Here is a 20,156-nt window from a genome sequence, read left to right as displayed (position 1 = left end):
TCCGGTATATATTCGTTCTAGAACTAGAGCACCTCGTCGCCGAACGAGAGGAGTATGGCGGTCAGGACAGCCGATGCGGCGGCCGAGGCGGGCGCGTCGGGGCCGTCGGCGTACGCGAGCGCGAAACCCAGATACAGCCCGGAGCTCACCACCGCCGTTAGCATGGGCCTCGCCCGGGCGCCGAGCGCGACGGCGGCCGATATGGTCGATACGACGGCCCCGTAATAGGTCGCCACGGCCAACGCAAGCGGGTCCGCGGGGCCTCCGCCTATCAGCATATGCGCCGCCGTGTAGGCCGCGTTGGATAAGGCCACGACAACCAGCGACGCCGTCAGCTTAGCCGCCAAGACCTTGCGCCTGCTGGCCAGAAGCCTGAGCCCGTCCAGAGTGCCCGCCTCCTCCTCGCGTATGACCGAAATGTACCCGATCACCGGCGAGGCGATCAAGGTGTTGGCCACTAGCCCCCTCCAGTAGCTCGACCCGGAGAACGCGGCCGCCACTGCGAAGGCCAACAACACGACGGCGGCTATGGACCCCGCGTCCCTCAAGAGGAGCTTCAGCTCCCTCTCTATGTATATCAACATGGGGCCTCCTCCTCGACCAGCTTCCCGTCCCTCAGCGTGTAGACTGCGTCGAACCTCATCGAGGAGTATCTGCAGGGATCAGACGCCGTGATCAACGCGTCGCCGCCGTGGCCGAGGACGGCCTCGACGACGGCGGCCGCCCCGGAGGCGTCGAGCCCCAACAAAGGCTCGTCCAGCAGTAGGACGTCCGGCTCGCACAGCAGAGCGGCGGCTAGGTCGGCCCTCCGGCGCCAGCCGAAGCTCAGCTCGGAGACGCGGCGCCCCATGTAGGGCCCTAGGCCCAGCCTAAACGCGGGCTCGATCAGCCCGCAGCCGACGGCCTTCGCGAAGAACTTCAGATTCTCCTCGAGGGTTAGGTCGGGGTGCAGGAAGCTGGACTGCAGGGCGACGCCCGGCCTAGTCCTCGCGAGGACCTCCCCTCGGCTGGGCGGCGTGAGCCCGGCGGCGATCCTTATCAAGGTCGATTTGCCCGAGCCGTTGGGGCCCCAGACCAAGACTCTCCCCGACACCTCCAGCGTCACGCCCCTCAACACCCAGGACCTGTACCTCTTCCAGACGTCGCGTAGCTCTACGCCCGGCGGCGCCATAGCGACAGGGCCGAGAGGGCCACCAGCGCGGAGCCGGAAGCCCAGACCAGGTTGACGAGGGGCACCTTCTTCACCATAACAACGTAGCTGTCCGCAACGGCGTTGGCCGCCAGTAGCGAATCGATCTGGGTGGAGTTCAGAGGCGCGCCGAAGTAGGCGGACAACAACGCGGCGGCGCCTAGGGGGAGGCAACTGCGCAGATCGTACTTGGCCAGCTGAAGCAACGGGTAGGGGAACACCGCGTTGTCGTAGGCCAGGCCGCCGGGGCTCACTGCGACGTAGTAGTCGTCGAGCCAGTCCCCCACGAGCGCGACGCCCGGGACCAGCCCTCTAATGAGCTTCAGCTCGCCGGACGCGTCGTACTTCACGACGGCGGTCGCCTCGCGCCCGCCGACGTATACCCGGAGGTATATGTCGTAGGAGTTGTAAGTGGTCGCGTTGGGCCGACACGCCAGCAGCCCGCTCAACACGCCCAGCGGGCCCGGCAACTCCACCGCGGCGCCGCCGAGGTCGACCAGCCCCACGACGAGATCGCCGTACGGGGTACGGGTCACGTTGTAGACGTATAGAGGCACCCCGCCCACGTAGTGCGGCCCGTCGGCCAAGTCGCCGAACGCGACGACGTAGGGTGTCCCGTTGAGGTAGACGAGCTCGAAGCGGAGCCGGCTCCTCAGAGCGGTAGCCGCCCCAGCCGCCGTCGCGATGTCGCCGGAGATGTACCGGGCCAAGTAGGGCGGGATAGACACCAGCTCTCTAGGGCCCGACGCGCCCGCCACCGATAGAGAAAACGGCGCTATTTCGTTGCCGATCTTCACGAGGTACATCTGTCCGGGCTTCGCCTCGAAGAACTCGGAATAGGACATATGGTAGGCGTAAGGGGCGCTTAGGGCTATCGCGGCGACCAGCACAGCGAAGGAGGCGTGCACGGCGGCTAGGAGCGGCCCTCTTTCCCTTGCGGCGGCCGCCGAGGCTACTAGGGCTCCGGCCGACAGGAAGACCAAGGCGTATATGGCTATGTTAGACGCGGCGGAGCTTGCTGGCGACCACGGATGGGCCAGGCTGAGCGCCGCGCCCGCCGCGATAGATACGGCGGTCCACAATAGGGCGGCCTGCCTCCCCAGCCACCGCCACGTGATGCCGACCAGCACAGCGGCTGTGGCAGGCACGAGCACGGCGTGGTATATGCCGATAGCCGAGTTGCCGGAGGGCACGGACGCCTGTAAGCCGAATAGGCGCGCGGCCATGGGGGCCAGCAGGGTAGCGTAGACGTAGAGCCCGGCCCCGTACATCAGCGCTCCCCCTGCCTGGACCAAGCCGTCCGGTGCCCGCCTCAAGGCCGACTGCACGGATAGTGCCAGGAACGCGGCGGATGCCGCCGCCAGGCCCAGGCTCACGTCGGAGATCCCCACGAAGGAGTGGAGAGGCGAGACGCCTCCGTAGGTTATGGCCATGGTCAACAGCTCGGCGCCCGCCGCGGCGTACAGCGGGCCGTCGGACCTCCAGTGGATTCTGGCCAGCGCCAACAGCCAAGTCAGGAATATGCCCGTCTCGACGGGGTCCCACTCCCAGTATCCGCCCCAGCCGAATGTGGTGTAGGACCAGTAGGCCCCGAGGAGGAGGCCCAGACTCAACGAGGTCCAAGCGGCCTTGACGTAGAGATCGCGCAGCCTAGGGTCGGCCACCGCCGCTATTAGCAGAGCATAGCCCGTCAGGACGGCGAGGGGGTGGGGGAGGGCCCACGGGCTCCTGAGCAGGGGGTTGAGGCCTATCCCCGGCGGCGCCAAGTCGGTGCGGGCGAAGGCGCCGACGGCCACAGCCAACGCGGCGTAGCCTAAGGCCGCCGCGGATAGACGGGCGTTGCGGGACGCGGCGCCGAGGATGCCGAGCACGGCGCCGATGTAGAGCAGGACGCCGCCCACGTTGGCCAGCGAGGCCGCGAGCCGGTAGTACAGCGGCATCCCGAGGGACGTATTTGCGTAGACGTCCAGTAGCCCGAAATTCAGCGCCGCGAACTGGGCCAGGTAGTAAGCCCAAACCGCTGCTGCGGACGCGCCTGCGGCGGCCGGGAAGTATCTGTTACTAATTGTTGCCAATATAGGCTTCATAGAAGTAAATTTTTATTGGAAGTTAAAAACTATGGCATGGCCTCGCTCAAGGACTACACAGCGTCGGCCCTAGCGCTGGCCTTCGTCTCGTTGTCGGGCTGGGCCGCGCTCGCCGGCCCCTTCCCCGCCCTGGTGCCTCTAGGAGATTCCACGGCGTATAGGAGCATCTACGTCCACGTCCCTCTGTCCACCGCCGCGCTCTTGTCCGGCCTCCTCGCGTTCCTCTTCGGCCTGATATATCTGGGGAAGAAGAAGGCCCGGTACTTCGCGTTGTTGGACAGATCCGCCAAGGCCGCGGCGGCCCTCTCGTGGGCCAGCTTCGTCGGCGGCACGGCCTGGGCCGCGACGTCGTGGGGCTCTGCATTCTCGGGCGATCCCCGCCAGCTGTCTGTTCTGGCCATGGCTGTCCTGTACTCGATATACCTCGTCGTCAAACGCTCCGTCGAGGACCCTGACAGGTCAATGTCCATATCTGCGTTCTACGCGACCGTCGCCTTTGCGTCGGTGCCCGTTGTCCTGATAGCCCCGTCGATATTCCCGGCCCTCCACCCGGCGACAGGCACGGCAGTCGAGGCCCTAGGTGAGCCGATCGCCAGGCTGTTAGACGTCTCCATGGCGCTGGCCCTATCCCTACTCGCTCTGTATATAGCGGGCGCCAGAGTGCCCAAGCCGATCGCCTACCTATCGCTCGCAATCGCCGCGTCTGTAGCCGCGGTGATAGGCGCCCAGTACCTACAGCCCGTCTACGTCGTGTACGGAGCCAGTTTGGCGGGGAACGTCGTGGTCATGAACACCTCCGGGGGCGTCCTCTCGGTGCCGCTGTCTAGGGTGGATCTAAGGCCTCTTTTCGTCAACGGGACGTCGACCTTAGTAGGCCATCTGGTTGCTCCCAACGGCGCCATCGTCGTCCATTGGTCCGTGGCCGTCAACGTGTTGATAGCCGGCGCCGCGATACTGGCGCTGTCCGTGTCGGGGCGGCATGAACTTTAAGGCCGTCTCGGCGGCGGCCATTGCTGCGTTGGCGCTCGCTGGCGCGTTGCTGGCGCTCATATCCAACGCGGGTATATTGGACGTCTCGCGGCTGGCGCAGATCAAGGAGCCGGCCTACGTCACCGTGTCCGGCAAGGTGGCGGCCGTGGACATAGGCTCTAAATACGTCGTATTGCGGCTTGTCGGAGATAACGGATTTGCCGTGACGGCGTTGATAAACAAGACCACGCTGTACGCCCTCTACGGCCCCGTCACGCCGTCCAGCTTCGAGTCTGTGGTCGTCGTGAGGGGGCTATATCTGCCCGGAAACGACACGATCGTAGTCTCGGCGGTCCTCAGAGGTTGCCACTCCGCATATGCCCAGCCGGCGGCAAATACATAATAGATCACATTGATATAAGGCTTAAATATTGTTAGTTTTTAAAAATAATTATATTATAATATTAATAGAATAATTAAAACTATTTAGGTACCAATTTTGATATAAACTACGGAATATCGGGCAATAATGGAAAAGCTTATAAATCTGTTAAAACTTGTTAACATGGTTGCACAGAATTCCGACGCGTACAGGGCTTCGCTAATATGGCTATTCGGATCTCGGTCGGGCAAGCTGAGGTTCGCCCTTCTGGAGAAGTTGCGGGAGAGGCCCATGAACGCCAACCAGCTGTCCAGAGCCCTGAACGTCAACTACAAGGTCATCCGCCGCCATCTAGACGCCCTCGAGAGCTTCGGCCTCGTGAGGAGGGTCGCGAAGCACTACGGGGCGCCCTATTTCGTGCCGGAGGACGTGGTGTCCCGCTGGGACGAGATAGCCGAGATAGCATCTAAGTACTAATATATAAAAATATATACTTTAGCCCACCTTTTTTGCCTTTGCCTTGAGCAGGCCGGGGGCCGTTATCAGCTCCTCTATCTTGTAGCCGAGATCCTCCAGCAGACAGCGCAGGGCGGCGGCGTTGGCCTCGACGGTCTCCGCGCTGTAGCCCAGCCCCACTATGTTTAGGTCGAACTCGTCCTCCGTAAGCTTGACCTCGAACTTCTTGGAGGGGAATATGTCGGAGAGGTAGGGGAGGAGAGACGATATGTTGTTCAGCGAGCCGAACATGGCCTTTATGTAGGCGGCTAAGGTCTTGCCGGCCTCGCACCACGCCTTGACGGTGCTCTCCCTATCTACGTTGTAGGAGTTGACTATAAGCTTGTCGAAGATACGGGCCGGCACCGGCACCACCTCTATCTCGGTCAAGATCTTGTAGAGCGTCATTATTTCGCGGACGCGCGCCGTGGTGATGCCGTTGGAGATCATGTCGAGGCCCAACGTCAATATCTCGTTGGCCAGAGCAAACTGGGTCATGCCGAGGTCCTTAGCCACAGCGGCGAGCCTCTCGGCCACATCCTTAGACACGGCTATATGGGAGCGGCTCGTCACGCACAGCCTTGTGTACAAGCTTATAAGTGTTGTAAACAATATGAAGCAATTAATATATATTACACATTATATCTATAATAAAATATCTAATTTTTAGAATTAATTATATTGAATTAATAAAAACAATATTGTTTTATCTATATTATTCTGTTCTAGTAGAGTTGATGCCCATCCTTATGCCCAACACGACGAAGGCCGCTGAGAGGAAGACAGAGCCTATCTTGTACGGCAGAAGGCCTGCGCCGAGGACGTAGAGAACGGCGGAGGCCAAGGTCCAAGAGCTCCGCTCAAGAAGGCGCACCACGTCCCAATAGAACCACGCCGACAAAAGCCACAGCCCGGCGACCACCGGCATGTTCTGCGACGAGAAGGGGGTCAGCGCCAGGAGGATCCTCACGGGGTTCGTGCCCAGCAGAGCCCACGTGGATAGAGTGGCCGCCGACGCGGTCCCCATCCAGACGGCCGCCCTCCTGACGTCGGCCAGCCACGCGAACGTTATGAACAGTACTATGTGGGACGCTATGGACACCGGCAACAACACGCCCTCGACAGGGAACGTGAAGGCGCCTACCATCCCCACTAGGTACGCGAGCTTCTTCTCCACCATCACGAAAGCGGGCCCGCCGCCATGGAGGGCTTTACCGACAGCCGTATGAGCTGTCCGTTGTCGGCGACGAGAGTTAGGTTTAACAATCTCAGAGAGGTTATATTGCCCTCGATCATTATGTGATAGGAGGCCTCGCCTAGCCTTACCGAAGACAGAGGGCCTATGCAGATCTTGTCCGTCACCTCCATGGCGACCACATCGCCGTTTACTACTGCACGATGGAACTGGTATAGAAATCCGGGCGGCAGGCCGCCGATAGATGTTATGCAGACCGGCCTAAGGCCTAGGTTAAATGCGGTGAACCCTACAAGCCCTAGATCGGGGGGAGACAGCTCGGCGTAAGGCGACGTTATCAGCAGAGTGGGCCTGGCGTATAGATAGGCCAGCACGGCGGCGATCACAATCACACTTATTATAACAAATTTCCTCATAAGTTGTCTTTAATGTCAATTACTTAAGTTTTGTGTATATAACGAGGTACGCTACGTGCAAGGCGGCGAAGAGCGCCAGCAGGACCGCCGTGGGGGTCGCCAGAGGCACCGGCCTAAAGCCGAGGTACCAGTAGTCAGGCGCGGCTCCCGCCGCGGCCGGCCTACACGTGGAGTTCCCCGCGACTTCCCAGTAGAGGGCTCCCAGTAGGGACACGTCGCCGTTGTAGGCAGGCCCCAGCACCACGATGTAGTCGGGGCCGGGCACGAACGTTGTGCCGATCGCCGGGCTCCGGCCGAGCGCCTGCTCGACCCCGTACTGCACGGCCACGTCGGCCCTCCACCCGTCCAAGTCCACTTTAGCCACGGCGACTAGGCCCCGCGGCAACGGGCCGCACGCCGTCTCCACGTAGCCCCCTTCCCTATGTATGGTCACGTTTAGGATCGAGGCGGATCCTGGATATGGCCAGGTGAGGTAGGTCAGCGCCACGGCGCCGGGCTCCGCTGGCACGGCCTTGGTGTAGTTGAAGTTGTACGCGTAGGGCCCCGATATGGCGAGGAGCGCCACGGAGGCCATGGCGGCGGCGTGTAGGGCGCGCCACGGGCCGCGCCGTCCCTTGGCAACAGCCGCCGCGGCGGCGTACAGCGCCGAGTACGCGATCGCCGGCACGGCTATGTTCGTGACGCCCCAGCTGGCCCAATACGGGTCGAAGCCCGCGGCATACATGGCGGCGGCGACGGCGAGCGACAGCGGGATGGGGATGAGGTAGGGGGTGCCCCTAAGCGAGGCCTTGACCACCGTTGCGGCGCCGGCGAGAACCGCGGCCGCCATGACCGGCTCGAGCACTCTGACGAAGAAGTCGCCCTCCATATAAATCCCCGCCATGGGGAACAAAGACGTCGCGAAGAGCCCCGCCGAGGACAAGGCGTAGGCACCTGCGGCCATATACCCCTTCAAGCTCGGCGCGGGCTTCAACGCGGCGGCTTCGTAGAAGAACGAGGCCAGCGCCCCGGCCGACAGCACGTAGGCGCCCGCCCCGCCGCCGGAGGTCCAGGAGATCGCCGAGAGGATGGCCATAAGAGGCCATCTGGGGGGTCTAGAGCCAGCGTGGAACGAGGCCAGTGAGGCGAGCCACGCGCCGGCCAACGCCGCGTCGAAGAGGCTCCAGCTCCAAGGCTGTCCGCCGTAGAGGCCGAAGACGAACCTCACCGCTATCGCCGAGCTGGCAAGGCCCCAGCCGAGCCAAAGCCCGGCGGCCGAGAGGGTTGCCGAGAGGACCGCAAGCGTGTAGATGGCCATGCTTATGCCGTTGATCGAGTAGGGCTGTGGGCCGGCGGGCAACAACAAGGCGACCGATATGAGGAGGGCGACGGCGTGGATACGCCTATCGTCTCCGGGGAGGGCCAACGCCGCGGCGGCCGAAGACGCGATCTCTAGAGGACTGCCGCCGGCCAGCCCGGCGAGGAACGCCAGATACGCCAGCCGCGACGCCTTGTTGGGGCGCAGAAGGCCTACGAGAGACGCGGCCAGCGCGGCCGCGTAGGCTATCGCCGCTATCCGCATCCGGCCAGCGCGGTCTTGACAAACGAGGCGAGCTGTTCGGGCGAGGTCGGCATGCCGTCGACCCTCCCCAACACCTCGCCGCGGTATATGACGACGAACACTATGCTGTGCGCTATGTAGTTCTGCTGGGCGATCCGCGTCACGCCGTACGCCTTCCAGATCCCCTCCAGGTAGCTCTCGGGGCCTGTGAGGAAGAGCCAGTCGTAGTGGTTGGCCTTGCTGTAGGCCGCGAGCCTCTGCACCGTGTCGTGTTGTGGGTCGAGCGTCACGTCCACCGCCACTACCCCTCCGCCCAACAACGGCAAGGTCCTATTCAGCAAGGAGTTAACCAGAGGGCATACGTCGGGGCAGTAGGTGTAGGTGAATGTCAACAACACTGGTCTGTTCCAGAGCTGGTCGAGGGCGATCCGCTCGCCGTATTGGTCGGTCAAGTTGAAGTCGTAGGCTTGGGGGCGTTTGCCGGGAGGATAGCACGTGTAGACGGCCTGCGGAAGCCCCAGGGAGTCGGCCGGGGACTGGCCGGCAGTCCCGCGGAACGCGAGGTAGTATACGGCGAGTGAGGCCACCGGCAGCAGGACCAGGAGAATGGTCGCCATCCTCATGCCCTTCTAGACCTGACGTAGGCCACTATGCAGGTCGACGCCAGCAGGTGGGCGGCCGCCGTGTGGAGAGCCACGGGGAAGCCGGGCGACCAGTAGCTGGAGAGATCGCCTATAAGGACCACGGGCCCTATAAGCGCTTGGGCCGCGGCTGCCCACAACACGGCCTTCTGCAACGCCCCATTGCCCGCTCTGTGTTTGTAGGCCGACATCGCCAGGGCTATGGCGAGCAGGGCCGCCGCTATGTGGAGGCCCAGCGCAGCCCGCAACACGGGCGGGCCCGACAGCACGTCGACGCGCTCGACTTTCTGGAAGCCCAGGAGGAAGGCGCCCAGAGCGCTGGCGGTCGCGGCCCAGAACGCGGCGCCGCGCAACAACACCGGCCTCCTCCACGGGATTTCCGAATCCACAGCAAGCGCGAGGGCGAACGAGGCCGACGACAGGGCGAGCAGATTGTTGGCGGGGTACACGAGCAGGTCGAACGGCGGGCTCAGCTGGCCCGCCAGCGCGAGGAGGATCAGCCGGCCGGTGAGCGCCGTCGCTATCAGGGACGCCAACATGCCGGCCGACGCCGGGGCGTTCCTCCTCAAGTTGGCTAGAAAGGCCGCGAGCACCGCGACGCCGGCCAAGACCGTCAGGATTCTGTGGAGAGGCTCGACGCTCCCGCCCGCGAGCTGAGCCAAGAGCGCCGCCGGCGCGCCGGGCCACGAGGAGCCCAAGTCGAGGCCCTCGCCGAGGCCGGCCGTGAGGGATCCCGTGAACGACGTGGCGACGATCAGAATGTAGGCCAAAAGCGGCAGCCGCCTCATAGCCTCGCGGCCGCGATTAGGGCGAGGTAGACCGTCAAGAGGGGGCCGGACGCCTTAAACATACGCCAGAAGTAGCCCGGATCCCCGCCCGCGAGGGAGCGCGCCGATATGTACACGCCGTAGGCCGACGCCGCGGCTTGCACGGCCGCGGCTATCGGCGAGACTAAGAGCAAAGTGGCCGCCATGTAGGCCGCCGAGAAGATGTTCAGGGCAGAGATGACGGCGGACGCCTTCCTGTCGTCGAGGACCACAGGCAACATCTTTATGCCGGCCCTGGCGTAGTCCTGTCTGTAGACGTAGGCCAGAGACCATATATGCGAGGGGATCCAGAGGTAGATCGCGGCCGACAGCAGTAGGGCAGAGGCGTCCAGCAAGCCCGCCGAGAGGCACCCCGTAATAAACGCGGCAACGCCGGCGAGGCCTCCGACGAAGATATTGGCGATGCTCCGCTTCTTCAGAATAACTGTGTAGGCCACTGCGTACGAGAACCACCCTAGAGCCACCGAGGCCGCGGCGGGGGCTCCCAGCCAGAGGAGGGCGAGGGCGATGCCTACGGCGGTCGTCGCCAGAGAGAACTCAAGCGCCCGCCGCGGCTCCACGCAACCTGCAGGAATCGGCCTCGCCCTTGTCCTAGACATGACGGAGTCCTCGCGCCTTTCCCAGTAGTGGTTGAAAGCAGCGGCGCCGCCGGCCGAGAGCGTGCCGACGGCGACGAGCTCGGCCAGGGATACTGGGCTTCTACCGCCCGCGTAGAGGTATCCGGCTACAGAGGCGAGCACCAGAAGCCAGATGACCCGCGGCTTCATCAAGACGACGTAGCAAAAGGCCCTCCGCCGGCGGTTTCTCGGACCGATCTGCACGTCTCGGGAGGTCATGACGTCCTTGTACACGCGCTGGAGTTTGTAAAGAAGTTGGCTATGGACGTCGGGTCCGGCAAGCCGTCTATCTCCCTGACCGCCGTGCCGTTGACGACTAAGGCGATCACCACGCTGTGGTATATGACGTACCCGCCCTGCGTCTGGGCCTCCTGGACGTAGACCCCCATGGCGTTCCACACCTCCCGCAAGGCGTCGGGCTGGCCGGTCAAGAAGGTGAAGTTGTAGTGGTTGGCCTCGGCGTATATGCGGAGCCTCTCCGGGGTATCGCCGGCGGGATCAACAGTGACTATGTAGACCGACAGATGCAGTAGCTTCTGGGTCTGGTTAAGCACTCTAAACGTCAGCGGGCATACGTCCGGGCAGTGGGTATAGCCGAAAGAGAGCACGAAGACGCCCGGCGGAGGGAAGCCCACCTGGCGCCCGTACTGGTCGACCAGCTCGATGTGCGGGAGCCTCACGGGGGCGCAGAAATATTTGATCTCGAGGGGGAAGACGCTCCTGTACGGCTGTTCCAGAACTGCGGGGTGGAGCGCCGAGTAGGCCGCTATGAGCGCGGCAGATGCGGCGAAGAGGAGAGCCCTTACTGTTTTCTCGACTCCGAGAGCCATCTCTCGTACCACTTGGCGAAGTAGGCGTACGAATAGGCCATGGCAGCCAGCGTCCAGAAAGACGCGACGTAGTCAGCCGCGAACCTGCCCACGGCCGCTGTGTATATGCCTATGGCCAGGCCGGATATGAAGAGCGCGACGGCGATGGCCAACGACACTGCCCTCAGCGGCGTCATGCGTGCAACGCGGCGGGCGGAGGCAGGCTGTTCACTGCGCCTACGTAGAACGTGAGGAATACGAGGACCCATATGCCGTCGACGAAGTGCCAGTAGTACTCGGCGGCCTCGACGCCGGCCGCCCTCTTAGGCGTCCAGTAGCCGAGGCGGGTCAACAAGGCCACGAAGGCCCAGAAGGTCAGCCCTATCAGTACGTGGAAGCCGTGTAGCGTCACTATGGAGAAGAAGTACATAGAGAATATGCTGGCCGTGGGGACGAACCCTTCGTGCATTAGGTGCGGGTACTCGAGCAGGAACTGGGACAGCGCGAAGAAGAGGCCAAGCGCCATCGTTACGGCCAGAAAGGCGTAGAACCTCCCGACGCGCCCTGCCACGAACTCTCTCCTGGCCATGGACGCCGTGAGGCTACTGCTCCACAACGCGATCGACATAGCTATAGCCAACGGCGAGAGCAAGGCGGGGGCCGACTGCGCGGCGCTTGTCCACTCTTGGTACAGCGTTATGCGCGCGTAGTAGGCCGACGATATGAGGGTGAGGAACAGCACGGCCTCGGACAGTATCACCCAGCCCATCGTGGCGTGTATGTCCTTCCAGACGCTGGGAGGCTTCGGCAACTCGAAGTGGACGTACCCGCCGTTGAGCGAGCGTATCACCAAGGCGCGCCTAACCATGTCGGACCAGAACCAGCCCAGCCCCAGCACGGCGAAGAGGGCCACCAGTCCCCACCCCAGCTCGGGCGAGGGCGACGTGAGGCCCCGCATTATGCTCGTCGGCTCCGCCGTGAGTATGTTGAGGACGCCGAGCGCCAGCGGCAGGGTGCCCAGGCCCACTATGGCCGGCCACGGCGTGTGGACGTGCTCCGGCTCGGCCGCGGGCTTCACGACGTCGGGTAGCCCGATCTTGGCGACGCCCCACGGATCTTCCGGGTTCCTCACGGGCCTGCCGTATTTAAGGCTCCAGAGCAGGTTTATGAGGTAGAGAGCCGCGCCCGCTCCTATCATCCAGCTGCCCACAGTCATGCCTAAGGCGTAGGGCTCCAAGCTCGGGGTGGGGACCGCGGCGTACCACCTGGGCATGCCCAAGGCGCCTGCGGCCAGCATCAGGCTGTAGGTAACGCCGCCTCCGAAGACCCAGAGGGCCCAGGCGGCCTTGGCCAAGCCCTCGTTGTACCACCTCCCGGTCAAGTGCGGGAAGTAGTAGAGCAAGGCGCCGAGCACGGCGAGGGCTATCGCGTTGACTATGTAGTGGAAGTGGCCCAAGACGAAGTAGGTGTTGTTGAGGTCGAGGTCCACGGGTATTACGGGGAAGAAGACGCCGGTGACTCCGCCGATAATGAAGAAGCCTATGAAGGACAAGGCGTACAGCATGGGCGCCCTGAGCCTTATACGGGCTCCGTAGAGCGTGGCGACCCAGTTGAACACCTTGACGCCCGAGGGTATGGCCACGGCCATTGTCGCCACCGCGAAGGCCACTCTAGTTATCCAGTCCTCCACGGCCACGAACATGTGGTGTACCCACACGGCGAAGCTTATCGAGGCTATGGCGACCGAGGAGACCGCTATAGCCGTATACCCGTACGCCCTACGCCCGGCGAACCTCTGGACTAGCTCGGACACGAGGCCCATGGCCGGCAACACCAGTATGTAGACCTCCGGATGTCCGAAGAACCAGAAGATGTGTTGCCACAGCCTGGGGTCGCCGCTCGCCAGCGGGTTGTCGGGGTTGGGCGCGAAGAACGTCATGCCTAGATGCCTCTCGAGCAACTGCATCACTGCGCCCATCGCCAGCGGCGGCAGGGCGGCCACCATCAACACAGACATGGCCAATATGCTCCAGGCGAACAGCGACATGTCCAACATCTTGATGTCGGGGCGCCTCAGCCTAGTTATCGTCAATATGAAGTTTATGCCGGACAGCGTGGACGATATGCCGGATATGACTATCGCCAGGAGGACCAAATCGACGCCTAGAGTCCTCAGCTCGGTCGACAGAGGCGGGTAGAGGGTCCACCCCGTCCCCGCGCCTTGATACGCGTACATCAGCGCGGACCACATGAGCACGGACGACGGCACTTGTAGCCAGAACGAGAGGGCGTTTATCCTCGGCCAGTACAGATCGGGCGCGCCTATGAGCTTGGGCACCGCTATGTTGGCCATGCCGACCACCGCCTGCATCGCGAACAGCAATAACATGGCGAGCCCGTGGAGGGACACGAACCAGTAGTAGTCGTTCGGCGACACCAGCGACGTGGGGGTCGCGGGGGGCGTGGCCGCTATAACCGTCCTTATGAAAAGCGCCATGAGGCCCGCCATGATGAAGTTAACCACGCTGAGCGCCAGATACATCAAGCCTATCTTGTGGGCCGACGTCGTCGTGAGGTAGTCCAAGATCCTTTCGCCGAGCCTCATGGCTCCACCACTATCTTGCCCAACATTAGGTAGTGGCCCGGTCCGCAGTAGACGGCGCACTCCACGAGGTAGGTGCCGGGCTTGTCCACCTTAAGCCATATAGTGTAGACGAAGCCGGGCACTGCCTGGTACTTTATGCCGAGGTCGGGCACGTAGAAGGCGTGCACCACGTCTGCCGACGTCAGCTCGAGCCTGTAGAGCTGGCCGGCCTTGATGACCAACGTGTTGAAGGAGGTGGTTCCGTTGGGATACTGGAACTCCCAGACATACTGCCTCGCTATCACCTTGATGGTCTCGTAGGGCTGGTGGCTGTAGACGTTGCCGTAGTTGTCTATGTAGTATAGGTTTATGCCCGCGGCCGTCGCGAGGTATGCCAGCACGGCGGCCGCGCCGAATATGGTGGCGTATTCGAAAATCTTAGCCTTCTCCATAGTCCTCCTTGACCCTGAACTTGTATACGAAGAACATCATGGTGCCCAGAAAGATAGAGGCGACGACGCCAGCGCCGATATATGTCGTCGTGTATAGGCTGAATATACGGGCCGAGATGGGCGACACAACCGGAGCCGGCGGGTTGCCGAAATCCCCCGCCACAAGCCATACGAAGAATATGGCGAGGACAATAGATATCCACACTATATAGTCTTTTGTAGCAAGTTTTACACTATTTGGGACATCCATGGCCCAGATATTCCTTCGAGTTTTTAAGTGTTGCTACTCTAATTGTTTTTTAAATTGAAATATGGTATTAAATAGAACAATAATGATAATAATAATATATTAAATAAATATTTATCAGTTTGTATATAAGTAATTTTTACAATATTATGATATAATACTACGTTGTTATCTAATTAGGGAAAATGTTTAAAAAATGAAACTTTCATGAGGACATGAAGACACCAACCCTAGTCCTCATCGGAGGTATAGTAGTGATAGTCATAGCGACCGGCGTCGCCCTAAGCCTCCTCTCCTCTGTCCCCTCGACAACAAGCCCGACCTCGCCCGCGCCCCCGCCGCAGACGGCCACATCGTCCTCGGTGCCGTCGTCGACCTCGGCGCAGCTCGTGCCCTACAACGCCACCCTCGCCTCTATAGGCATTAAGTACTTCAAGACGATAGGGTGCGTCTTCTGCCACTCGATACAGTCTCTGGGCATCCAGGGAGGCAACGTGGGGCCGGATCTCAGCAAGGCGTTGCTGGGCAACCCCGGCGTCCCCGGCGACGTACTGACGCAGTACTTCCAGCAGAACGGGCTGACTAACCCGGCGGCGGATCCCCAGAAGGCTGCCCAGCTGATAGAGCAGTTCCTCCAGAACCCGCCCAGCTACGCCGGGATAATGCAGGCGCAGGTCTCGGCGTTTAAGCAACAGTACGCCAACTGGACCGACATAGTTAAGGCCATAGTCGAGATGTTGAAGGAGGCGGCCGATAAGGCGACGTCGTCATGAGCGACTGCAACCAGGCAGGGGACGTCCCCGCCGCTGGCAGGAGGGAGGCAATCAAGTTGCTCATAGGCTCGTCGGTGGCGCTGGGCGTGGGGGCCCTCACGGCGCCGCTGGCCGCCGCCTTGCTCTCCTTCCATAGAGCCGACGTGGTCAAGTCGGGCTACGCGTCGGTCGAGGTGGTCCTCTGCGAGTCGGTGGATAACTGCCCTGATCAGTACTCGGTGCCTATAAGCGAGCTGGAGCAGGGGCCTAAGTTCGTCCTGCTCCAGAAGGGCTCGTTGGCCATACCCGCCGTGTTCGGCCTGGTCCGCGCCACGGACGGCAAGCTGTACCCAGCCGCCTACAACATAGTGTGTACCCACTTCGGCTGTCCCGTGAACCCGCTGGGCGGGCCCTACCTCTCGGGCTTTGGCTGTCCGTGCCACGGCTCGGTGTTCCAGATATGCGCGGATCCGAAGGGTTGCCCCAACGGAGCCTTGTTCCTCGAGGCCGCAGTGGTGGCGGGGCCGGCGCCGCGCCCGTTGAGGCCCATAAAGGTCGCCGTGAAGGGGGATAGGGTATACGCCTTGAGGGCGTACATATGAACCCCATATCTAGGCTCTGGGAGCTGATACTGGAGCGTTTCCACCTCAAGGAGTTCCTGGAGCACCCGGTGCCGCGCTACGCCAACCTTAACCCGCTTTACTGGTTCGGGGACGTCGCAGCCATGAGCTTCGTGATCTTGGCCATAACCGGCATGGTCCTGGCCGTCCTCTACACGCCCGGCGTCACCCCGACCTACACTATCCAGACCCTAGGCGGAAGCGCCGAGGTATCACAGAGCTACTACTCCGTCTACAAGATCGCCTACTTGACCCCCCTCGGCTTCATACTACGCGAGATACACCTATGGGCCGCCTACATGATGGTGTTCGCCGCGATAACCCACTTCTTCGCCAAGTTCGTGTTGGGCTCCTACAAGCGCAGGGGCGGCGGCGCCCTGTGGCTCCTCGGCGTCTTGCTGGGCGTCTTGACGGTGACGCAGGCCGTGTTGGGCTATATCCTGCCCCTCCACCTAGACGGCGCGTTGGCCCTCCAGATAGGCCTCAACATATTCAGATATCTGGAGTACTTCGGGGTGCCCGTGGGCCAGGTGGTGGTCTCCGTGTTGGGCAGCACATTCATAACGAGCGGCATAATGAAGGACATATACACGCTACACGTGCTGGTGGTGCCCGCCATTATTCTGGTCTTGCTGGGGCTCAAGATAAACGGCATACTCTACGGCGGCGTCTCGCCTCCCCCCACGAAGAACAACGCGGCTAGGGAGAGGGCCCTTGCCGAGACGGAGCCCTTCTACCCCCACAGATTCGCCTTGACCGTCGGCCAGCTGTTGCTACAGCTGAGCGTGTTGCTTCTGCTCGTCGCAGTGTTCCCCCAGCCGTTGTTGGAGCCCTGGCTGCCCGGCCAGCCCGTGCCCTCGGGCGTAAGGCCTCCGTGGCCCGTCGAGTGGTATTATACCTATGTCAAGGCGATAAACCCGTTCATATCGGTCGGGATACCCATCTTCATGGTCTTGTTCGCCCTAATTGTGCCCCTCATAGATAGGAAGGGAGGCAACTCGCTGGAGGAGCGGTGGGTCTGGGTCCTCATAGCCATACTCTACATGGCCATAATAGGCTATGGCACCGTGCTCGGCTTCTTGATAGACATACCGAAGCCCTTGACGCCGTTGACGCGCATAACGCCTCCGCCCGACTACGTCGTGCCCTATATAGGCACGCCGACGCCTGTGGGCTAGCCATGATCCTCCAAGCCGCCGGCTTCCCATCGCCCATCGCCCTCGCCGTGATCGCGGGGGCTGTCGCCACCATGGGGTCCATAGTGGTGATCAGCCTGGCGAAGCTCGACAGGAGGTGGATGGGCTACGCCTCGCTCGTCGTGGAGATAGCGTTGGCGGTGCTGTTCGCCTACGTAGTGTCGGCAGTCTACGCCGTCTACTCCTCGCCCCAGTTGACGCCGGATGCTATCGCCGAGGGGATCGCCTACCAGCGCGTGGCGGCCGGCGTGCTCTCGGCGATGCTCTTCGTGGCCGGCGTCTCGGCCATATCGTACTACTTCGAACTGTCGCGGCGGGGCCATGAATAGGCGCGATCTGCTTATATACATAGGCGTAGCGGTCGCGGTGGGGATGGTGTTGCTGAACGTGGCCATATTGGCGAGCCCCGCCGTCTACAGCTTCTTCTCGCAAGGCGGCAACCCGGCTGTGTTGTACGGCTCAGAGAGGGACTACGCGATACAGAGCACCGTCTGGACGGCTATCTTCGCCATGTCGATAATCGCAGTTCTGCTATACGCCTACGAGCTTTCTGAGGAGGTCTAACTAAATTAACATTTTCTGGTAATAATACTTATAGCGCCGCGGGCGTATCGGCGCGTGGTTCCGCGCGTGGTAGCCTCCTCCTTCAAGGGCATGTCGGGCAAGACCCTTATACCCCTCGCCTTAATCTACGGGCTCCAGAAGAGGGGCCTCAAGGTGGCTCCGTTCAAGATCGGCCCCGACTACATAGACCCCAGCTACCACGAGGCGGCCGCCCTCGCCGCAAGGTCGGCGCTTAAGAGAGCCCTCCTGCTGCTTGTCGAGGGCATCAAGTCCATGGCGTCCGACGGCAGGCTGGAGGAGGCGTTGAGGCTGAGCGAGGCCTTGAGGGCTGTCTGGGAAGGAAAAAGGAGGGATCTACTTCAGACGCCTCACTAATATCCTCAGATACCCCTCCGGCGTCTTCTCCGACGCGACGACCTCGTGGCCGGTCCGTTTGGCCCACGCCTTTATGTCGGGATCTGCCGCGGGGTCCGTCGCCAGCACCTCCAATATCTCCCCGACGTTTATCTGGTTGATGGCCTTCGCCGTCTCCATAACGGGCATCGGGCAGAACTTGCCCCTCACGTCGAGGGTCTTTGCGGGCTTCATAAGTACATCACGACGCCGCCGTATACCTCCTCTAAGAAGTACTCGGCGCCGCGTATGTCGTCGACCACGTCGACTAAGTCGCCCTTGGATATGCCGTATAGCTGAGCCGCGAGGGGACACGCGTATATCTTGAACCTATCGCCGTACTGGCTCTTTAGGTCTTTAAGGAAGTCGTACCAAGTCTTCAACGCGCCTTTGGCCACCGCCTCCTTTAGGTTCTTGAGGTACGTCTCGACGTACGGGGCGTACATCGGGGGCGACATAGCGGTCTCCAGACCGCCGGCGTTGAGCTTCGGCAACACGTCTTTCCTGAACGCGACGAGTCCCTCGTTGACTAGGTGGACCGTCACCTTGTAGCCGGAGGCCAGGGCCGCCGCGCCGTAGACGACGAGGCAACATATCCTGTTCGCGGCGCCCGAGGCGAACACAATCCCCAACTTCCGCTCCATGTAGCCCCTGAAGCGGCTCGGTTTAAAATACGGCTGTCCACTGCCCAATTTTCACCCTCCGAAAGACCTATAAGTTGCGGCGTTCGCGATGCAATGGACGCGGCCGAGCTGGAGTACAGAGCACTGCTCTCGTTAATATATGCTGAGGCGGCCGCGGATCTGGACGACGTGAGCGTGGTGTACGAGGACACGCCCAGCTGTATCTCGCTGGCCTCGGCCCTCGCCGCCCTCTTGATGGCGCGGGGGAAGAAGGTGAGCGCGGCGCCGGCCTCGCGTCTGGAGGGGCCAGTGGACTCCGCCTTCATCGTCATGGGCCCCTATAGGGACGGCCTCGCCGACGCCGTGGCCTCCATACTGCCCCTCGTCAAGAAGGTGGCCGTCCTGCACACGCCGGCCTACTTCGCCGTAGAGGAGCTCGACGACTTCCCCAAGCTCGTCGAGGGCAAGGAGGTGAGATACGCCGTGAGGGAGGAGCCCGGCGAGATCACGTTCTACAAGGTTAGGGCCAGCGGCGGCCGAGTCGAGAAGTCGGAGATAGCCAAGAGACGCCTCACGGCCGCCGAGAGCAGGATAGTCAGGCGCTACGAAGCCTCCGTAGAGCCCCCCTAGAGCGCCGGTTTGTTGCGCCCAGCCGCGGGCCGAGACCGGCGACGCTCGGCGCGTCCGCGCTGGCGCGCGGCCTACCCGAGCCGCATTGGGCTCGTCAAGCCCTCACCACTGCCCGGCGGATAGCCGCGGTGGGCCTACGTGGAGACGAACCGGTACAGATTCAGCGCGGAGAGCGCCAGGAAGACGGACAGAGACAGGAGGGGGACAGCCGCGTCCTGGCCGTACCCCCTCATGGCGAAGTACACCGCGGCGGCGACGTTCATAAACGCCGAGACTGCCAGGAAGGCCACTGCCAGGAACAGCCGCCGCCCCACCAGCGTAGTCCTCAGACCTCTAACCGCGCGCAGAGTCATTACGAGTATCGACAGCCCGGCGACGCCGACCGCCGCCGTGAACATCCAGAGCATCATGGCTCTATCAGGCTCCAGTATCTCTTGAGCAGTTGCGACGGGATGTACACGCAGCCGTAGCCGTCGCCCACCCTCTCCAGAAGCCCGTGCCTCATCAACACCTCCAGGTGGTGCTTGACGGTCTTGTAGTCGAGGCCGAGGGACTTGGCTATCTCGTTAGCGTTCATGGGCCTCTCATTCAAGGCCTTCACTATCGCCAGCCTCGTCTGGCCGCCCCTCGTGGCGTAGAAGAGGAATTGTATAAGCCTCCTCGCATCGCGGTCTTCCAGCCACAGTGCGACCCAGATAGCCAATTTATAAGATTTTACCCAAATTTTTGGGGAAAGATTAATACGCGCCAATAGGCCGTACATGGCCATGAAGGCCGGTCAACCTGTCGCAACTCCGGCGGCCGGCGCCGCGCGGGCCGTCTCGGGGTGCTCAATCATGTACTCGACAAGGGCGGCCGCCCTCCCCTTTGCTGTTGACAAACGGACTGCCGAGACGGCGGCTCCAGCCGTCCACGCCGTGTGTGGATA

General features: G+C 62.1%; 29 protein-coding genes. 10 read left to right on the top strand and 19 right to left on the bottom strand.

The annotated features are described in order from the left end of the window. Window positions 1–23: 23 nt before the first annotated feature. The 3 genes from TUZN_RS05210 to ccsA (TUZN_RS05200) are packed head-to-tail and all read right to left on the bottom strand — an operon-like array spanning window position 24 to window position 3,276. The gene (locus tag TUZN_RS05210) at window positions 24–584 is read right to left on the bottom strand and encodes a hypothetical protein (protein WP_013679906.1); all 561 of its coding nucleotides are present in this window, start codon (window positions 582–584) and stop codon (window positions 24–26) included. Next, on the bottom strand, window positions 578–1,171 hold the full coding sequence (locus tag TUZN_RS05205) for an ATP-binding cassette domain-containing protein (RefSeq protein ID WP_013679905.1): 594 nt from the start codon (window positions 1,169–1,171) through the stop codon (window positions 578–580). Before TUZN_RS05205 ends, TUZN_RS05210 begins: the two co-directional genes overlap by 7 nt. Further along, window positions 1,153–3,276 (bottom strand): cytochrome c biogenesis protein CcsA, encoded by a 2,124-nt coding sequence (gene ccsA, locus TUZN_RS05200; RefSeq protein WP_013679904.1) that lies wholly within the window; start codon window positions 3,274–3,276, stop codon window positions 1,153–1,155. The genes TUZN_RS05205 and ccsA (TUZN_RS05200) overlap by 19 nt, the downstream gene beginning before the upstream one ends. Window positions 3,277–3,312: 36 nt before the next feature. On the opposite strand from ccsA (TUZN_RS05200), the gene ccsA (TUZN_RS05195) reads away from it, so the two are divergent. From ccsA (TUZN_RS05195) to TUZN_RS05185, 3 genes are all read left to right on the top strand, one after another. Next, window positions 3,313–4,266 (top strand): cytochrome c biogenesis protein CcsA, encoded by a 954-nt coding sequence (gene ccsA, locus TUZN_RS05195; protein WP_013679903.1) that lies wholly within the window; start codon window positions 3,313–3,315, stop codon window positions 4,264–4,266. Then, on the top strand, window positions 4,256–4,648 hold the full coding sequence (locus tag TUZN_RS05190) for a hypothetical protein (protein ID WP_013679902.1): 393 nt from the start codon (window positions 4,256–4,258) through the stop codon (window positions 4,646–4,648). The genes ccsA (TUZN_RS05195) and TUZN_RS05190 overlap by 11 nt, the downstream gene beginning before the upstream one ends. Before the next feature lie 162 nt (window positions 4,649–4,810). Next, a complete protein-coding gene (locus TUZN_RS05185) occupies window positions 4,811–5,104 on the top strand; it encodes an ArsR/SmtB family transcription factor (RefSeq protein WP_052886304.1) in 294 nt (97 codons plus the stop codon). 18 nt (window positions 5,105–5,122) lie between these two features. Here TUZN_RS05185 and TUZN_RS05180 read toward each other — a convergent pair whose 3' ends face one another. From TUZN_RS05180 to TUZN_RS05125, 12 genes are all read right to left on the bottom strand, one after another. Further along, complete coding sequence (locus TUZN_RS05180; RefSeq protein ID WP_237698275.1) at window positions 5,123–5,695, bottom strand: hypothetical protein; 573 nt, start codon at window positions 5,693–5,695, stop codon at window positions 5,123–5,125. Window positions 5,696–5,837: 142 nt separating this feature from the next. Further along, a complete protein-coding gene (locus tag TUZN_RS05175) occupies window positions 5,838–6,305 on the bottom strand; it encodes a hypothetical protein (RefSeq protein ID WP_148678600.1) in 468 nt (155 codons plus the stop codon). Beyond that, window positions 6,302–6,733 carry a copper chaperone PCu(A)C gene (locus tag TUZN_RS05170; RefSeq protein ID WP_013679897.1) on the bottom strand — a complete coding sequence of 144 codons (432 nt, stop codon included), beginning with the start codon at window positions 6,731–6,733 and terminating at the stop codon, window positions 6,302–6,304. The genes TUZN_RS05175 and TUZN_RS05170 overlap by 4 nt, the downstream gene beginning before the upstream one ends. Before the next feature lie 19 nt (window positions 6,734–6,752). Next, window positions 6,753–8,294, bottom strand: coding sequence for a hypothetical protein (locus TUZN_RS05165; protein WP_013679896.1), 1,542 nt, complete (start codon window positions 8,292–8,294; stop codon window positions 6,753–6,755). Continuing rightward, window positions 8,285–8,896, bottom strand: a complete 612-nt coding sequence (locus TUZN_RS05160; RefSeq protein ID WP_013679895.1) for an SCO family protein — start codon at window positions 8,894–8,896, stop codon at window positions 8,285–8,287. Before TUZN_RS05160 ends, TUZN_RS05165 begins: the two co-directional genes overlap by 10 nt. Beyond that, window positions 8,893–9,702 (bottom strand): hypothetical protein, encoded by an 810-nt coding sequence (locus tag TUZN_RS05155; protein WP_013679894.1) that lies wholly within the window; start codon window positions 9,700–9,702, stop codon window positions 8,893–8,895. The genes TUZN_RS05160 and TUZN_RS05155 overlap by 4 nt, the downstream gene beginning before the upstream one ends. Beyond that, complete coding sequence (locus tag TUZN_RS05150; RefSeq protein ID WP_052886302.1) at window positions 9,699–10,577, bottom strand: protoheme IX farnesyltransferase; 879 nt, start codon at window positions 10,575–10,577, stop codon at window positions 9,699–9,701. The genes TUZN_RS05155 and TUZN_RS05150 overlap by 4 nt, the downstream gene beginning before the upstream one ends. Beyond that, window positions 10,574–11,188: an SCO family protein gene (locus TUZN_RS05145; protein ID WP_013679892.1), complete on the bottom strand. Its 615-nt coding sequence runs from the start codon at window positions 11,186–11,188 to the stop codon at window positions 10,574–10,576. Before TUZN_RS05145 ends, TUZN_RS05150 begins: the two co-directional genes overlap by 4 nt. Continuing rightward, entirely contained in the window at window positions 11,161–11,364 is a 204-nt protein-coding gene (locus TUZN_RS05140) for a hypothetical protein (protein ID WP_013679891.1), read from the bottom strand. The genes TUZN_RS05145 and TUZN_RS05140 overlap by 28 nt, the downstream gene beginning before the upstream one ends. Beyond that, window positions 11,361–13,772 (bottom strand): cbb3-type cytochrome c oxidase subunit I, encoded by a 2,412-nt coding sequence (locus tag TUZN_RS05135; protein ID WP_013679890.1) that lies wholly within the window; start codon window positions 13,770–13,772, stop codon window positions 11,361–11,363. The genes TUZN_RS05140 and TUZN_RS05135 overlap by 4 nt, the downstream gene beginning before the upstream one ends. Beyond that, complete coding sequence (locus tag TUZN_RS05130) at window positions 13,769–14,203, bottom strand: cupredoxin domain-containing protein (RefSeq protein ID WP_013679889.1); 435 nt, start codon at window positions 14,201–14,203, stop codon at window positions 13,769–13,771. Before TUZN_RS05130 ends, TUZN_RS05135 begins: the two co-directional genes overlap by 4 nt. After that, a complete protein-coding gene (locus TUZN_RS05125) occupies window positions 14,190–14,453 on the bottom strand; it encodes a hypothetical protein (protein ID WP_013679888.1) in 264 nt (87 codons plus the stop codon). Before TUZN_RS05125 ends, TUZN_RS05130 begins: the two co-directional genes overlap by 14 nt. A 212-nt stretch (window positions 14,454–14,665) precedes the next feature. On the opposite strand from TUZN_RS05125, the gene TUZN_RS05120 reads away from it, so the two are divergent. The 6 genes from TUZN_RS05120 to TUZN_RS11605 are packed head-to-tail and all read left to right on the top strand — an operon-like array spanning window position 14,666 to window position 17,957. After that, window positions 14,666–15,223, top strand: coding sequence for a hypothetical protein (locus TUZN_RS05120; protein ID WP_013679887.1), 558 nt, complete (start codon window positions 14,666–14,668; stop codon window positions 15,221–15,223). Then, a complete protein-coding gene (locus TUZN_RS05115; RefSeq protein WP_013679886.1) occupies window positions 15,220–15,804 on the top strand; it encodes a QcrA and Rieske domain-containing protein in 585 nt (194 codons plus the stop codon). The genes TUZN_RS05120 and TUZN_RS05115 overlap by 4 nt, the downstream gene beginning before the upstream one ends. Beyond that, complete coding sequence (locus tag TUZN_RS05110; RefSeq protein WP_013679885.1) at window positions 15,801–17,000, top strand: cytochrome b N-terminal domain-containing protein; 1,200 nt, start codon at window positions 15,801–15,803, stop codon at window positions 16,998–17,000. The genes TUZN_RS05115 and TUZN_RS05110 overlap by 4 nt, the downstream gene beginning before the upstream one ends. A 2-nt stretch (window positions 17,001–17,002) precedes the next feature. After that, the gene (locus TUZN_RS05105; protein WP_013679884.1) at window positions 17,003–17,347 is read left to right on the top strand and encodes a hypothetical protein; all 345 of its coding nucleotides are present in this window, start codon (window positions 17,003–17,005) and stop codon (window positions 17,345–17,347) included. Next, a complete protein-coding gene (locus TUZN_RS05100; protein WP_013679883.1) occupies window positions 17,340–17,582 on the top strand; it encodes a hypothetical protein in 243 nt (80 codons plus the stop codon). Before TUZN_RS05105 ends, TUZN_RS05100 begins: the two co-directional genes overlap by 8 nt. A 54-nt stretch (window positions 17,583–17,636) precedes the next feature. Next, a complete protein-coding gene (locus tag TUZN_RS11605; protein WP_052886107.1) occupies window positions 17,637–17,957 on the top strand; it encodes a nucleotide-binding protein in 321 nt (106 codons plus the stop codon). Here the strand turns inward: TUZN_RS11605 and TUZN_RS05090 are convergent. Further along, window positions 17,937–18,170 (bottom strand): sulfurtransferase TusA family protein, encoded by a 234-nt coding sequence (locus tag TUZN_RS05090; protein ID WP_013679881.1) that lies wholly within the window; start codon window positions 18,168–18,170, stop codon window positions 17,937–17,939. The two genes, TUZN_RS11605 and TUZN_RS05090, sit on opposite strands and share 21 nt — an antisense overlap. Further along, window positions 18,167–18,619, bottom strand: a complete 453-nt coding sequence (locus TUZN_RS05085; protein ID WP_013679880.1) for a DsrE/DsrF/DrsH-like family protein — start codon at window positions 18,617–18,619, stop codon at window positions 18,167–18,169. Before TUZN_RS05085 ends, TUZN_RS05090 begins: the two co-directional genes overlap by 4 nt. Window positions 18,620–18,712: 93 nt before the next feature. Between TUZN_RS05085 and TUZN_RS05080 the strand changes: the two genes are divergently transcribed. Next, entirely contained in the window at window positions 18,713–19,228 is a 516-nt protein-coding gene (locus TUZN_RS05080) for a hypothetical protein (RefSeq protein WP_013679879.1), read from the top strand. 134 nt (window positions 19,229–19,362) lie between these two features. On the opposite strand, the gene TUZN_RS05075 is transcribed toward TUZN_RS05080, so the two are convergent. Then, entirely contained in the window at window positions 19,363–19,638 is a 276-nt protein-coding gene (locus tag TUZN_RS05075; protein ID WP_148678599.1) for a hypothetical protein, read from the bottom strand. Next, entirely contained in the window at window positions 19,635–19,931 is a 297-nt protein-coding gene (locus TUZN_RS05070; RefSeq protein ID WP_237698274.1) for an ArsR/SmtB family transcription factor, read from the bottom strand. The genes TUZN_RS05075 and TUZN_RS05070 overlap by 4 nt, the downstream gene beginning before the upstream one ends. Between the last annotated feature and the right edge of the window lie 225 nt (window positions 19,932–20,156).

It is taken from the genome of Thermoproteus uzoniensis 768-20 (assembly GCF_000193375.1).
GTDB classification, from domain to species: domain Archaea; phylum Thermoproteota; class Thermoprotei; order Thermoproteales; family Thermoproteaceae; genus Thermoproteus; species Thermoproteus uzoniensis_A.
The sequence above is the reverse complement of the archived record's forward strand: the minus strand, read 5'-3'. Positions and strand labels throughout refer to the sequence as shown.